We start from the raw sequence: 13,532 nt of genomic DNA, 5'->3' as shown, positions 1-13,532 counted from the left end.
CAGCTATTCCGCTGCCAGCCGGTCCACCACGCCATACGTCGCCTGGTAGCGCGCGCGCTGGCGGCTGAGCGCGACCATTGTGTTGCGCAAGAGGATCGCCACAGTGATCGGGCCGACGCCGCCCGGCACCGGCGTGATCCAGGACGCGACTTCCTTCACGCTCTCGGTGTCGACGTCGCCGACGATGCGGCTCGTGCCGTCCGGGCCGATCTCGGAATTGATGCCGATGTCGATGACGGCCGCACCGGGCTTCACCATGTCGGCCTTGATCAGCCGCGGCTTGCCGACGGCGACGAACAGCGCATCGGCGCGGCGCGCATGTGCCGCCACCGAGCGCGTCATGTGATGGCACACCGTCACCGTCGCGCCTTCGCTCATCAGCAGGAAGGCAATCGGCTTGCCGACGATCTCGGAATGGCCGACGACGACGACTTCGAGCCCCTTGAGGTCGAGGCCGGTTTCCTTGAGCAGCTCGACCGAGGCCGCAGCCGTGCAAGGCGCGAGGTCGAGCTGATTGTAGACGATATTGCCGATCGACGCCGGATGCATGCCCTCGACGTCCTTCAGTGGATGCACCGCCGCTTGCAGCGTCTTGATCGGGATATGCGCCGGCACCGGCCGCTGGATGATGATGCCGGTGACGCGCGGGTCGGCGTTCAGGCCATGGATCGCCGCCTCGAGTTCGCCGGCGCTGATGTCGGCGGGGAACCGCCGCTCCTCGAAACCGATGCCGGCAAGCGCGGCTTTGGCGCGCTGGTTGCGCACATAGACATCGACGGCAGCGGTATCGCCGACGGTGATCGACACCAGCTTGGGCGGAAAACCTTCGGCGGTGGCGATGGCGGCATCCTCGCGCACGGATGCCATGATGCGCTGGGCGACCGGACCGCCCCGGAGATAGCGGCTATCGTCTGGCGGAGACATGGCTGAACCTTTGCAGCGAGTTTGGCGCAGGGGAGTTTGGCCGTCCCTATAGCAGGGGAAATGCGGCAAGGCAGCGTGAAAGCGAACCGTCATCCCCCTGGCGCGACGTTCTGGCGCAGCCTGGCTCAGCTACCGCCGCAAAGAGAAAGGGCAGCACGGTTTCCCAGGCTGCCCTTTTCTGACTGGCCGCATCCCCACACGGCCCGTCCCCCGTAAACTCTTCCCGATCCCTGAAGGTCTAGCCTTCTGACCAGATGATTCGGTAGCCGACTATATCACGACCACGGTCGTTCCAACATTGACCCTCTCGTAAAGGTCAACCACGTCCTCGTTGCGCATGCGGATACAGCCGGAAGATACCGAGCCGCCGATGGTCCATGGCTGGTTGGTGCCGTGGATGCGGTATTCCGTCGTGCCGAGATAGAGCGCGCGGGCGCCGAGCGGATTCTCTTCGCCACCGGCCAGATAGGTCGGGAGGTAGCGGCCCTTGGCAGCCTCGCGCTTGATCATCTCCGCTGGCGGGCGCCAGTCCGGCCAGACGCGCTTGTTGGTGATCTTGTGCGTGCCAGACCATTCGAACCCAGGCTTGCCGGTGCCGACGCCATAGCGCCGCGCCTTGCCGTTCTTCTCGACCAGGAACAGGAAGTTCTGCGTCGTATCGATGACGATCGTGCCCGGCTTCTGCGGGCCGTCATAGGCGACTTCCTGCGGCAGGTAGAGCGGATTGATCTGCGGCCGCATCACCACGCGCTTGGCCGGCGCCTGCACGGAAGCAGTGCGCACCCGATCGGGTCGCGCTGGCTGCGCATAGCGAAGGCGTGGCTGCTGCTGCACGAACTGGCGGCTCTGCCGCACGATGCCAGGCGCGCGGCCAAGCTGCAGCACCCAGGGTGCGGAAAGGTCGGGGCTCACCATCACCGGCGGCCTGTCGGCATAGCGGTCGTTGGCGGCAGAGGAGGTGACGCCGGCGGCCAGAATGGCCACGGCGCCGAGCACGGAACGCAAAAAGATCTTCATCGGAACGCACCTTGATCGTCGAACGGACGGAGGCGGAACTTGCCCCCGGTTGCGCGATCCTTGGCGCGAAGCGGCAACCGAAACATGAATCGGAATGCGTAAAATGCCGCTTTGTCAGTAAACCTTTTGGTGTGGTTACCGCCGGGTTCAGGAATCTGGTAAAGCCGCGGTAAATGCAGCGCGAAAGCGCGTTAACGGATGGATTGGCCATGGCGCAAGACAACACCGGACTGCTTACCGGCTCCGACGGGATCACGCGCTGCTTCTGGCACGGCAATCTGCTGGACTATCTGCACTACCACGACCATGAATGGGGCCGGCCGGTCGCCGACGACCGCAGGCTGTTCGAAAAGATCTGCCTCGAAGGCTTTCAGTCCGGCCTGTCCTGGCTGACCATTCTGCGCAAGCGCGAGAATTTCCGCGAGGCCTTCGCCGGTTTCGACTTCGACAAGGTCGCTGCCTTCACCGACGAGGATGTCGAGCGCCTGGTCGCCAATGCCGGCATCATCCGCCACCGCGGCAAGATCGTCTCGACCATCAACAACGCCAAACGGGCGTGCGAAATGGTCGACGAGTTCGGCTCGCTGGCCGCCTGGTTCTGGAAGTTCGAGCCGGGGCCGAAGGAGCGGCCGGCGGTGGTGGACATGGCGCATCTACGCGCCAACCCGACGACAGGGGTCTCGATCAGGATTTCGAAGGAGTTGAAAAAGCGCGGCTGGACCTTTGTCGGCCCGACGACGATCTACGCCTTCATGCAGGCGATGGGTCTGGTCAACGACCATCTCGAAGGCTGCGTGTGCCGGGAGCAGGTGGAGAAGGAACGCAAGGCCTTTAAGAGGCCGAAGTAGGGCGCTGTCCCCCTACCTCCCCCTTGTGGGGAGGTCGCGCCGAAGGCGCGGGTGGGGGTATCTTGGCGCTGCACCCCCACCCCGACGCTACGCGTCGACCCTCCCCACAAGGGGGAGGGTAAGGAGCTCACGTCCCACTTGCGCCAGTCAGGAACAATCCCGCGACAATCGCCGCCAGTGCCGCAAAGGTCGGATAAATCACCAGCAATCCTGTCATCAGCGCCTCGCGCATGGTGGAACGCTTGCGCTCGTCGGCGGTGACCTCGAACGGACCGAGGCTCGCCGTCACCGGCGCACGGTTCTCGGCCGGCCGCAGTCGAACTTCATGCAAGCCGTCGTCTCTGATGTCGAACTTGTGTGCCGCAGTCATGGCCCCAACCCTTTGTTTCGGCGCGCTTATCGGCTCTGATTGTGTCGGCACGATGCCGCGCCGATGGCGGAATTGTTTCCTTTTGGTGCGTTTTGTTTCGGAGGAGAAGGAAAAAGCGCAAACCCTTGCCGCACAAAGCCGCTTCGGTTAGGACACGCCCACTCCAAACAAGTCATCGATTACTAAGCGAAAAGACCCATCCTATGGCCGACAAATCGGAAAAGACGAAAGCGCGGCTGCCGCGCGGCTTTGCCGACCGCAGCGCTGAAGACATCCGCGCCGTCGAGAAGATGATGGCCACGATCCGTTCGGTCTATGAGCTCTACGGTTTCGAGCCGGCCGACCAGCCGCTGATCGAGTACACCGATGCGCTCGGCAAATTCCTGCCCGACCAGGACCGGCCGAACGAAGGCGTTTTCTCGTTCCAGGACGATGATGAGCAGTGGCTGTCGCTGCGCTATGATTTGACTGCGCCGACGGCGCGTTTCGTCGCCGAGAATTTTGAGAAGCTGCCGAAACCCTATCGCAGCTACCGCTCCGGCTGGGTGTTCCGCAACGAAAAGCCCGGCCCGGGCCGCTTCCGCCAGTTCATGCAGTTCGACGCCGACACGATCGGTACGCCGGGCGTCGCAGCCGACGCCGAGATGGCCATGATGATGGCCGACGTGATGGAAGCGCTTGGCATCAAGCGTGGCGACTACGTCATCCGGGTCAACAACCGCAAGGTGCTGGATGGCGTGCTGGAGGCGATCGGCCTTGGCGGTGACAACAATGCCGGCCGCCGGCTGACCGTGCTGCGCGCCATCGACAAGCTGGACAAGCTCGGGCCGGAAGGCGTGAAGCTTCTGCTTGGGCCGGGCCGATGGGATGGCGGCAAGGAAGGCGAGGGCGACTTCGCCAAGGGCGCTGGTTTGGACGACGGGCAAGCTGAAGCAGTTCTCCTCGCCACGGCAAGGAACGCACAGGTCGACCAGGTTTCCATAGTGAGCTCGAACCCGACTTACCAAGAAGGCGTCGGCGAGCTCGCGACGATTGAAGCCCTGGTCAGGGCGGCCGGATATGGCGAAGATCGCATCGCCATGGACCGCTCCGTCGTGCGTGGCCTCGAATACTACACCGGCCCGGTTTTCGAGGCCGAGCTTCTGGCCGAAATCCCCAACGAAGACGGCCAGATCGTGCGCTTCGGTTCGGTCGGTGGTGGCGGCCGCTATGACGGGCTGGTCTCGCGCTTCCGTGGCGAGCCGGTGCCGGCGACCGGCTTTTCGATCGGCGTCTCCCGCCTGATGACGGCGCTGAAGAACCTCGGCAAGCTGGACACCACCGATGTCATCGCGCCGGTCGTCGTGCTGGTGATGGACAAGGATACGGAAAGCCTCGGTCGCTACCAGAAGATGGTGGCCGATCTGCGCGCGGCCGGCATCCGCTCCGAAATGTATCTCGGCGGCGCCGGCATGAAGGCGCAGCTGAAATATGCCGACCGCCGCGGCAGCCCGGTCGCCGTTATCCAGGGCGGCGACGAGCGCGCCAAGGGCGAACTGCAGATCAAGGATCTGATCGAAGGCGCGCGGATGTCGGCTGAGATCACCGACAACGCCGAATGGCGCGCCGCAAGACCGGCACAGGTCACGGTGCCGGAGGCTGAGCTGGTCGCCGAGGTGAAGAAAATTTTGGCTGCGCAGGCCGCTGACCGTGCGAAGGGTGGCGCTTGAACGCCCCCCTCTGGCCTGCCGGCCATCTCCCCCTCAAGGGGGGAGATTGGATGTTGCGTAGGCTTTCGCCAATCTCCGCCGGTGAAGAAGAGGCGCTGCGCCGCAAGCTGCCAATCTCCCCCCTTGAGGGGGAGATGGCCGGCAGGCCAGAGGGGGGTGCCTCGCGCCGCCCATGACCTCCCGCCCCGCAATCGCGACGGAAATCACCGAGCTCTTCGCCACCCGCAACACCCATGCGGTCGAGGTCGCGGTGCTGCAGCCGGCCGACCCATTCCTCGATATGGCCGGCGAGGATCTGCGCCGCCGCATCTTTCTCACCGAAAGCGAGACCGGCAAGACGCTGTGTCTGCGGCCCGAATTCACCATCCCCGTCTGCCTCGACCACATCGCCTCGCAGGCCGGCACGCCGCGCCGCTATTGCTATCTCGGCGAAGTGTTCCGCCAGCGCCGCGAGGGCGGCAACGAGTTTTTCCAAGCCGGCATCGAGGATCTCGGCGACCGCGATACGGCCAAGGCCGATGCGCGTTCGCTGGCCGATGCGCATGCGCTGCTGCAGCTGGTGCTGCCGGCGCAACCTCTTGCGATCACGCTCGGCGACCAGACCATCTTCGAGGCGGTGCTAGCGGCCCTCGGCCTGCCGCGCGGCTGGCGCATGCGACTTGCGCGTGCCTTCGGTTCGGCGCCGATGCTGCAGGCAGCGTTGTCCGATCTCGCCAACCCGCCACGCAACGGTCAGCTTGACGGCGAAGTCGCGGCCCTTGTCCTCAATGGCGATTTCGAAGCGCTTTCCGCCCACATTGCCGGCGGCATGGAAGAGGCCGGCCTGCTGGCATCCGGCGGACGCGCGCCCGCCGACATTGCCCGGCGGCTGATCGAAAAGGCCGAACTGCGCAGCGTGCGGTTGTCGAACGAAGCGTTTGCGGCGCTCAGGGATTTTCTCGCCATCGACGTGCCGCTCGACGGCTCGAGTGCTGCGCTCGAAAGTTTTGCGGCCTCTGCCGGGCTTTCGCTGGGCGCGGCGCTGGAAAAATTCGCCGCCCGCGCCAAAGCCATCGAGGCACATGGCCTGCCTGCAAAGACGATCCGCTACGACGCTGCCTTCGGCCGTCCGCTGGATTACTACACCGGCATCGTCTTCGAGATCGCAGCACTTGGTGGCGAGCGGCCGCTGGCCGGCGGCGGTCGCTACGACCGGCTGCTGACCCTGCTCGGCGCCAAGACGCCGATCCCCGGCGTCGGCTTCTCTGTCTGGCTCGACCGCATCGAAGCGCTGCGGGGAGAGCCGCAATGATCACGCTGGCGATCCCATCGAAAGGCCGGCTCAAGGAGCAGGCCTTGGAGGTACTGGCCAGGGCCGGGCTTGCCGTCAGCCTGCCCGGCGATGAGCGCCAGTACCGCGCCCGCATCGACGGCGCCGAGGGCATCGAGGTGGCGTTCCTGTCGGCGTCCGAAATCGCCGGCGAGATTGGGCAAGGTTCGGTCGACCTCGGCATTACCGGCGAGGATCTGCTGCGCGAAAACCTCGCCGACTGGGAGGCGCGCGCCGAAATCGTCGCTCGCCTCGGCTTCGGCCATGCCGATGTCGTGGTCGCGGTGCCCGGCATCTGGCTCGACGTCGATACTATGGCCGATCTCGACGATGTCGCCGCCGATTTCCGCCAGCGCCACGGCAGGCGACTGAGGATCGCAACCAAATACTGGCGGCTCACGCAGCAGTTCTTCTCGCAAAAGCACGGCATCCAGGTCTACCGCATCGTCGAAAGCCTCGGCGCCACCGAAGGCGCACCGGCCGCCGGCCTCGCCGATGTCATCGTCGACATCACCACCACCGGCTCGACCCTACGCGCCAACCATCTCAAGGTGCTGGCCGATGGGGTTGTGCTGGAGTCGCAGGCTTGCCTGGTGGCTGCCCGGAAAGATCGTGCGCCGGCGGATGAGGCGCTAGTGCGGGAAATAGCCGCGAAGATGAGCGCGCTCCCTCCCCCTTGAGGGGAGGGTGGACAGCCGCCAAAGGCGGATGGACGGGTGGGGTCGCTCCGGCAGTGCTCGACGCGAGACGACCCAAGCCGGGTCGACCGTGACCAAGGAGTCGAGCACTTCGCCGAGGACCCCACCCGCCTCGCTTCGCGAGGCACCCTCCCCTCGAGGGGAGGGAAACCGCCTGTACTTTCCACCACCCCATCAGGCTGCTAGGCTCACTCATCGGGAGGAGACGGCGATGGCGATCAATCTCGACGAGCTCAAGAACGCCACCAATCTGCGCGGGCGCGGCAGGGCGTTCATCGCGCCGATCGATGGCAGGGCGCATGTCTCCGGCGAGCGCACCCCGTCGCTGCTCGACAAGACGATCCCTCAGCTTTTCTCCGGCACGGTCAGCAAATACGCCACGCAGGATGCTGCCGTCTTCGTCGGCCAGGACAAGCGCTTCACCTGGAGCGAACTGTCGGACACGGTCGATACGCTCGCCGCCGGCTTCCTGGCGCTTGGCCTCGAAAAAGGCGACCGTGTCGGCATCTGGTCGCCTAACCGCTGGGAATGGCTGGTCACCCAGTTCGCCACCGCTCGGATCGGCCTGATCTTGGTCAACATCAACCCGGCCTACCGGCTGACGGAGCTGGAATATGCCCTCAACAAGGTCGGCTGCAAGGCGCTGGTCACCGCCGCCAGCTTCAAGACCTCTGACTATCTCGGCATGCTCGAGACGCTGGCGCCGGAGCTGGCCAGGGCCACCCCCGGCAAGCTCAGGGCGCAGAAATTGCCGGCGCTGAAGATCGTCATTCGCATGGGCGACGACAACTCGCCCGGCATGTTCAATTTCGCCGATGTGCTGTCGATGGCCGGCCGCGACGAGCATGACAGCCTCGACCGCATCTCCGAAGGGCTGAAGCCGGGCGAGGCCATCAACATCCAGTTCACATCAGGCACGACGGGCGCGCCCAAGGGCGCGACGCTGACCCACACCAACATCGTCAACAATGGCAATTTCGTCACCGCTGCGATCAAGCTCACCGTCGACGACCGGCTCTGCATCCCGGTGCCGCTCTACCACTGCTTCGGCATGTCGATGGGCACGATGGGCTGCGTTACCAAGGGCGCGACCATGGTGTTTCCTGGCGAGGGTTTTGACGCCGGCGCGACGCTGAAGGCGGTGGCGCAGGAACGCTGCACCGGCCTCTACGGCGTGCCGACCATGTTCGTCGCCATGCTCGACCACGCCGACTTCACCAGCTTCGATCTCTCCAGCCTGCGCACCGGCATCATGGCGGGCTCGCCATGCCCGATCGAGGTGATGAAGAAGGTGGTGTCGCTGATGCATATGGAAGAGGTGACCATCGCCTACGGCATGACCGAGACCAGCCCGGTCTCGTTCCAGAGCAGCGTCGACGATCCGCTGGAAAAACGCGTCTCCACTGTCGGCCGCATCCATCCGCATGTCGAGGTCAAGGCCATCGACGCCGAGGGCGCCACCGTCGCCGTCGGCGCGCCGGGTGAGCTGTGCACCCGCGGCTATTCCGTCATGAAAGGCTACTGGGACGACGCGGAAAAAACCCGCGAGGCGATCGACGCCGACGGCTGGATGCACACCGGTGATCTCGCCACCATCGACGCCGAGGGCTATTGCAACATTGTCGGCCGGGTCAAGGACATGGTCATCCGCGGCGGCGAAAACGTCTATCCCAGAGAGGTCGAGGAATTCCTCTACCGCCATCCCAAGGTCAAGGAGGTGCAGGTGTTCGGCATTCCCGACGCCAAATATGGCGAGGAGCTGTGCGCCTGGATCGTGCTGAAGCCCAACCAGATCGCCACCGAGCAGGAGATCAAGAATTTCTGCGCCGGCCAGATCGCCCACTACAAAATCCCCCGCTACATCCGCTTCCGCACCGAACTGCCGATGACGGTGACGGGCAAGCCGCAGAAGTTTTTGATGCGCGAGGCGATGATGGAGGAACTGGGGCTGGTGGTGCAGAAGACGGCTTGAGGGGCTGAGGCCGGTGATGGAGATTGCCGGCTTCGCAATGACATCGGGGTGCTCCATACAGGCCTGCCGCAAGGTTCGCAGAAACGCATGGGGGCTTGAATGACTGGTTTCGCACGATTGGTGACGTCCTATGCGATGCCATTGGCTGCCGTCGCGATGGCCGTTGCGGTCAGAGCCAGCGGGCTATCGGTGGACGAAGGTTCGCAGAGCGTCAGGGTCCTCGTCGGAGCGCTTTCGAGTGCGATCATGTTCATCACCATTTTCGTGGTGCTCGACCACGCCGAGGCGGTTGCCCACCGTGTGGGAGAGCCCTACGGCACATTGGTGCTGACTTTTGCCGTGACGGCTATCGAGGTGTCGATCATCGTTTCCATGATGCTGCATGGAGAGAACAACCCCACGCTTGCACGTGAGTCCGTCTTCTCGACGGTGATGATTGCCTCCACGGGCGTTGTCGGAATGTGTCTCACGTTTGGCGGCTGGCGTCACCGCAAGCAGGCAATTGTCCGGCAAGGGACCAGCGCATATCTGGCCGTTCTGGTCGCACTGACCGTCATGACGCTTATCCTGCCGACCTATACACGGACCACCGATCCCGGCACATTTTCAGCAGCTCAACTTGGTTTTGTGAGCGTACTTTCTGTGCTGCTCTATGCAAGTTTTGTGTTCGCGCAAACCGTCCGGCACCGGGACGACTTCATCGAAGGACTGGCACACGACGTTCCGGCGCGAACCGCCCCTCACAAAAGCGTCTCTTCCAGCGCTCTGCTCCTGGTCATCGGACTGATCGGAATTGTCATGCTCGCCGAGCAGGTCGCCGCAAGTGTGGAAGATGCGCTCGTTGCCTACCAGGTGGCCCAGGCTGACAGCATTGTGGGAGCAATGATCGCGGGTCTGGTTTTGATGCCGGAGGCCATTTCGGCGGTTCGCGCTTCACTCAACAACGAGCTGCAGCGCGGGCTGAATGTCGCAATGGGTTCGGCCTGCGCCACGATTGGTTTGACAATACCGGCGGTCGCAGCAGCCAGCCTGCTGACGGGGCGAGGGTTAACCCTGGGGCTGCCGGAGGCTGATGCAGTGCTTTTGGTTTTAGCGCTTTTCATATGCGGCGTAAGCTTTAGCAACGAAAGGACGACCTTCCTGACCGGAATCGTCCATGCCGTGGTATTTTTCGCGTATGTATTTCTGGTATTTATCCCTTGAGGCTTTGGTGCGATCTGGCGACCAGCCGTCAAGGCGGGTATTCTCGAACGCGCCTGATTTGAGTTTCTTTTCGGGGTTCCCAAGGCGCCATCCAAGACCCAAACGACTCACACCCCCAGCACCGCCGCATCCAACCCCCGAATGATCTTCGCCAGTTCCACGCATTCATCATGCCGCACCTTGTTGCGGCGCCAGGCGAGGCAGATCGTGCGTTGCGGCATTGGCTCCTGGAACGGCACGATCTTGAGGTCCGGCATGGCGCTGGCCGGCCTTGCCGCCATTTCGGGGATGAGCGTGACGCCGAGACCATGCGCCACCATCTGCAGCAGCGTCGTCAGGCTGGTGGCGCCGTAGCTTGCCATTGCTACGGGACGCACGCTGCCGCACAGGGCCAGCGCCTGTTCGCGCAGGCAGTGGCCTTCCTCCAAAAGCATCAACCGCTCCAGCGCCGGGCTTTCCGGCGGCACCGGTGGCGAGGCGAAGGCTGGATCTCCGGCTGGCACGGCGAGGAAGAAGCGGTCGGCGAACAGTTCCTCGGTGACCAGGCCCGGCTGCTCGAGCGGCAGCGCGGCGATGAAGGCGTCGAGCCGTCCGGTTGCCGTGTCCTCGACCAGTGATGCCGTCACTGCTTCGCGCAGTTCGAGCTGCAGGGACGGAAAATGCCGCTTCAGCTCCGGGAGCACATGCGGCAAAAGATACGGCGCCACGGTCGGGATGATGCCCAGCCGGAAGCGGCCTTCCATGGCCGGGCGGCCGCGCCGGGCCGTCGTCTCGACATCACTGATGTCGCGCAGGATGCGCTCGATGCGTGGCAGCAGCGCTTGCGCCTCTTCCGTCATCCGCACCGTCTTGCCGCCGCGCTCGAACAGCCGGCAGTTCAGCCTTTGCTCCATCTCGGCGATCTGCGCGGACAGCGCCGGCTGGCTGACGCCGGCGAGTTTTGCGGCGCGGCCGAAATGCAGCGTTTGCGCCAAAGCCTCGAAATATTGCATCTGCCGCACGGTCAAGCCAATCATAAGGAAAGCCTATCGCAACAAACAGGAAAGGCAATTTGTTTTTATCGAAGAGACGGCTTAGTCTGGAACCATTCCAGAGTGGCGCGGCTCCCGGCCGGCCCGGAAAAAACAACACATAAAATCAGCAATTCGGAGGCCAAGATGGACGCGATGACCGACGACAACAGCGCCGGCAAATGCCCGGTCGCGCATGGAACCTCCGCCAGGACCAACCGCGACTGGTGGCCGAACCAGCTCGACATCGGCGTTCTCCACCAGCAGTCGAGCCTTTCGGACCCGATGGGCGAAGCTTTCGACTACGCCGCGGAGTTCAAGACGCTCGACCTCGACGCGGTGATCGAGGATTTGCACAAGGTGATGACGGATTCGCAGGATTGGTGGCCGGCCGATTTCGGCCATTACGGGCCGCTGTTCATCCGCATGGCCTGGCACAGCGCCGGCACCTATCGCATCGGCGACGGCCGGGGTGGCGCCGGTGCGGGCCAGCAGCGTTTCGCGCCGCTGAACAGCTGGCCGGACAACGCCAATCTCGACAAGGCGCGCCGGCTTTTGTGGCCGGTCAAGCAGAAATACGGCCGCAAGATCTCCTGGGCCGACCTGTTGATTCTCACCGGCAACGTCGCGCTGGAATCGATGGGCTTCAAGACCTTTGGCTTTGCCGGTGGCCGCGCCGATGTCTGGGAGCCCGAGCAGGATGTCGACTGGGGTTCGGAAACCAAGTGGCTCGACGACCAGCGCTATTCCGGCGACCGTGAGTTGCACGGCTATCTCGGCGCGGTGCAGATGGGCCTGATCTACGTCAACCCGGAAGGGCCGAACGGCAAGCCGGATCCGCTGGCCTCGGCCCGCGACATCCGCGAGACCTTCGGACGCATGGCAATGAACGATGAGGAAACCGTGGCGCTGATCGCCGGCGGCCACACCTTCGGCAAGACCCATGGCGCCGGTGATGCAACACTGGTCGGCGCCGAGCCGGAAGGCGCGGGCATCGAGGCGCAGGGCCTCGGCTGGTCGAGCAAGCATGCCACCGGCATTGCCGGCGATGCGATCACGTCCGGCCTCGAAGTTACCTGGACGACGACGCCGACCAAGTGGAGCAACAACTTCTTCGACAATCTCTTCAACTTCGAATGGGAGCTGACCACGAGCCCGGCCGGGGCCCATCAGTGGACGCCGAAGGGCGGCTCTGGCGCGGTTACGGTGCCGGACGCGCACAATCCCTCGAAGCGTCATGCGCCGGCAATGCTGACCACCGACCTCGCGCTGCGGGCCGACCCGGCCTATGAGAAGATCTCGCGCCGCTTCCATGAGCATCCGGAGCAGTTCGCCGATGCCTTCGCCCGTGCCTGGTACAAGCTCACCCATCGCGACATGGGGCCGGTCGTGCGGTATCTCGGCCCGTTGGTGCCGAAGGAAGAGCTGATCTGGCAGGATCCGGTTCCGGCCGTCGACCATGAGCTGGTCAGCGACCAGGACATCGCATTGCTGAAGGCCAAGATCCTGGCTTCGGGCCTCAGCGTTTCGCAATTGGTCTCGACCGCCTGGGCCTCGGCCTCGACCTTCCGCAACTCCGACAAGCGCGGCGGCGCCAATGGCGCGCGCATTCGCCTGGCGCCGCAGAAGGACTGGGAGGTCAACCAGCCTGTCGAACTGGCTACCGTGCTGGCGAAGCTCGAAGCCATCCAGAACGAGTTCAACGCAAGCGGCAAGAAGGTCTCGCTGGCCGACCTCATCGTGCTCGGCGGCGTCGCCGCGGTCGAGAAAGCCGCAACGGATGGCGGCAATGCGGTGAAGGTTCCCTTCACGCCCGGCCGCACCGACGCCTCGCAGGCGCAGACCGACGTCCATTCCTTTGCGGCGCTCGAGCCGAAAATTGACGGCTTCCGCAACTATGTCAGGGGCAAACCGCCGATGTCGGTCGAAGCCATGCTGGTCGACCGGGCGCAACTGCTCAACCTGACGGCGCCGGAGATGACGGTGCTGGTTGGTGGCCTGCGCGTGCTCGGCGCCAACACCGGCGGCTCGAAGCATGGTGTGTTGACCGACAGGCCGGGCACGCTGACGAACGACTTCTTCGTCAACCTGCTCTCGATGAGCACCATCTGGGATCCGGCCTCCGAGCCGGGCTCGCATGAGGTCTATGAAGCACGCGACCGCAAGACCAGGGCAGTCAGGTGGACCGCCACACGCGCCGACCTGATCTTCGGCTCGCATGCGCAGCTGCGCGCGCTGGCCGAGGTCTACGGGTCGGCGGATGCCGGGCAGAAATTCGTTGGCGATTTCGTCAAGGCGTGGACCAAGGTGATGAACGCCGACCGTTTCGACATCGCTGCCTGATACAACCTCCCAAACGAAGGGGGGGGGGGGGGGGGGGCCGCCCGGGGGGGGGGGGGGGGGCGTGGGGGCGGGGGGGGGGGGGCGGTGCTGCGGCGGCGGGGGGCGGGTGGGGGGGCGCGGCGCGGGGGG

The 13,532-nt window shown here is 64.5% G+C and carries 11 protein-coding genes; 7 read left to right on the top strand and 4 right to left on the bottom strand.

Features of this window, described 5'->3' with window-relative positions; all coding sequences use genetic code 11:
• Positions 1-3: 3 nt before the first annotated feature.
• Positions 4-924 (bottom strand): bifunctional 5,10-methylenetetrahydrofolate dehydrogenase/5,10-methenyltetrahydrofolate cyclohydrolase, encoded by a 921-nt coding sequence (locus NKI05_RS17835; protein WP_023670547.1) that lies wholly within the window; start codon positions 922-924, stop codon positions 4-6.
• A 270-nt stretch (positions 925-1,194) separates the two neighbouring features.
• Positions 1,195-1,941 carry a L,D-transpeptidase gene (locus NKI05_RS17830; RefSeq protein WP_023750650.1) on the bottom strand — a complete coding sequence of 249 codons (747 nt, stop codon included), beginning with the start codon at positions 1,939-1,941 and terminating at the stop codon, positions 1,195-1,197.
• A 209-nt stretch (positions 1,942-2,150) separates the two neighbouring features.
• Here NKI05_RS17830 and NKI05_RS17825 point away from each other — a divergent pair, with 209 nt between their 5' ends.
• Positions 2,151-2,789 (top strand): DNA-3-methyladenine glycosylase I, encoded by a 639-nt coding sequence (locus tag NKI05_RS17825; RefSeq protein ID WP_023732341.1) that lies wholly within the window; start codon positions 2,151-2,153, stop codon positions 2,787-2,789.
• A 127-nt stretch (positions 2,790-2,916) separates the two neighbouring features.
• Here NKI05_RS17825 and NKI05_RS17820 read toward each other — a convergent pair whose 3' ends face one another.
• Complete coding sequence (locus NKI05_RS17820) at positions 2,917-3,159, bottom strand: hypothetical protein (protein ID WP_023732340.1); 243 nt, start codon at positions 3,157-3,159, stop codon at positions 2,917-2,919.
• A gap of 203 nt (positions 3,160-3,362) precedes the next feature.
• Between NKI05_RS17820 and hisS the strand changes: the two genes are divergently transcribed.
• The 5 genes from hisS to NKI05_RS17795 all read left to right on the top strand — a co-directional run bounded on the left by hisS (position 3,363) and on the right by NKI05_RS17795 (position 10,050).
• Positions 3,363-4,868 (top strand): histidine--tRNA ligase, encoded by a 1,506-nt coding sequence (hisS, locus tag NKI05_RS17815; RefSeq protein ID WP_023732339.1) that lies wholly within the window; start codon positions 3,363-3,365, stop codon positions 4,866-4,868.
• A 172-nt stretch (positions 4,869-5,040) separates the two neighbouring features.
• Positions 5,041-6,159 carry an ATP phosphoribosyltransferase regulatory subunit gene (locus NKI05_RS17810; protein WP_352792777.1) on the top strand — a complete coding sequence of 373 codons (1,119 nt, stop codon included), beginning with the start codon at positions 5,041-5,043 and terminating at the stop codon, positions 6,157-6,159.
• Positions 6,156-6,857: an ATP phosphoribosyltransferase gene (gene hisG, locus NKI05_RS17805; protein WP_023710119.1), complete on the top strand. Its 702-nt coding sequence runs from the start codon at positions 6,156-6,158 to the stop codon at positions 6,855-6,857. The genes NKI05_RS17810 and hisG overlap by 4 nt, the downstream gene beginning before the upstream one ends.
• Before the next feature lie 229 nt (positions 6,858-7,086).
• Positions 7,087-8,847, top strand: coding sequence for an AMP-binding protein (locus NKI05_RS17800; RefSeq protein ID WP_023815115.1), 1,761 nt, complete (start codon positions 7,087-7,089; stop codon positions 8,845-8,847).
• Between the two features lie 99 nt (positions 8,848-8,946).
• Entirely contained in the window at positions 8,947-10,050 is a 1,104-nt protein-coding gene (locus NKI05_RS17795; protein ID WP_023732336.1) for a calcium:cation antiporter, read from the top strand.
• 107 nt (positions 10,051-10,157) lie between these two features.
• Here NKI05_RS17795 and NKI05_RS17790 read toward each other — a convergent pair whose 3' ends face one another.
• Positions 10,158-11,066 carry a hydrogen peroxide-inducible genes activator gene (locus NKI05_RS17790; protein WP_023667719.1) on the bottom strand — a complete coding sequence of 303 codons (909 nt, stop codon included), beginning with the start codon at positions 11,064-11,066 and terminating at the stop codon, positions 10,158-10,160.
• Positions 11,067-11,207: 141 nt separating this feature from the next.
• On the opposite strand from NKI05_RS17790, the gene katG reads away from it, so the two are divergent.
• Positions 11,208-13,403, top strand: a complete 2,196-nt coding sequence (gene katG / locus NKI05_RS17785) for a catalase/peroxidase HPI (protein WP_352792774.1) — start codon at positions 11,208-11,210, stop codon at positions 13,401-13,403.
• Positions 13,404-13,532: the final 129 nt, after the last annotated feature.

Origin of the sequence: Mesorhizobium sp. M0771 (genome assembly GCF_040320155.1) — a bacterium.
Taxonomy (GTDB): domain Bacteria; phylum Pseudomonadota; class Alphaproteobacteria; order Rhizobiales; family Rhizobiaceae; genus Mesorhizobium.
Note: the sequence above shows the minus strand (reverse complement) of the source record. Positions and strands in the feature narration are given on the sequence as shown.

What these genes read in the sequence shown, in the direction of transcription:
- NKI05_RS17830 (WP_023750650.1), bottom strand. Translation starts at nt 1,941, where the DNA reads ATGAAGATCTTTTTGCGTTCCGTGCTCGGCGCCGTGGCCATTCTGGCC.
- hisS (WP_023732339.1), top strand. Translation starts at nt 3,363, where the DNA reads ATGGCCGACAAATCGGAAAAGACGAAAGCGCGGCTGCCGCGCGGCTTT.
- NKI05_RS17810 (WP_352792777.1), top strand. Translation starts at nt 5,041, where the DNA reads ATGACCTCCCGCCCCGCAATCGCGACGGAAATCACCGAGCTCTTCGCC.
- NKI05_RS17820 (WP_023732340.1), bottom strand. Translation starts at nt 3,159, where the DNA reads ATGACTGCGGCACACAAGTTCGACATCAGAGACGACGGCTTGCATGAA.
- hisG (WP_023710119.1), top strand. Translation starts at nt 6,156, where the DNA reads ATGATCACGCTGGCGATCCCATCGAAAGGCCGGCTCAAGGAGCAGGCC.
- NKI05_RS17800 (WP_023815115.1), top strand. Translation starts at nt 7,087, where the DNA reads ATGGCGATCAATCTCGACGAGCTCAAGAACGCCACCAATCTGCGCGGG.
- NKI05_RS17825 (WP_023732341.1), top strand. Translation starts at nt 2,151, where the DNA reads ATGGCGCAAGACAACACCGGACTGCTTACCGGCTCCGACGGGATCACG.
- NKI05_RS17790 (WP_023667719.1), bottom strand. Translation starts at nt 11,066, where the DNA reads ATGATTGGCTTGACCGTGCGGCAGATGCAATATTTCGAGGCTTTGGCG.
- katG (WP_352792774.1), top strand. Translation starts at nt 11,208, where the DNA reads ATGGACGCGATGACCGACGACAACAGCGCCGGCAAATGCCCGGTCGCG.
- NKI05_RS17795 (WP_023732336.1), top strand. Translation starts at nt 8,947, where the DNA reads ATGACTGGTTTCGCACGATTGGTGACGTCCTATGCGATGCCATTGGCT.
- NKI05_RS17835 (WP_023670547.1), bottom strand. Translation starts at nt 924, where the DNA reads ATGTCTCCGCCAGACGATAGCCGCTATCTCCGGGGCGGTCCGGTCGCC.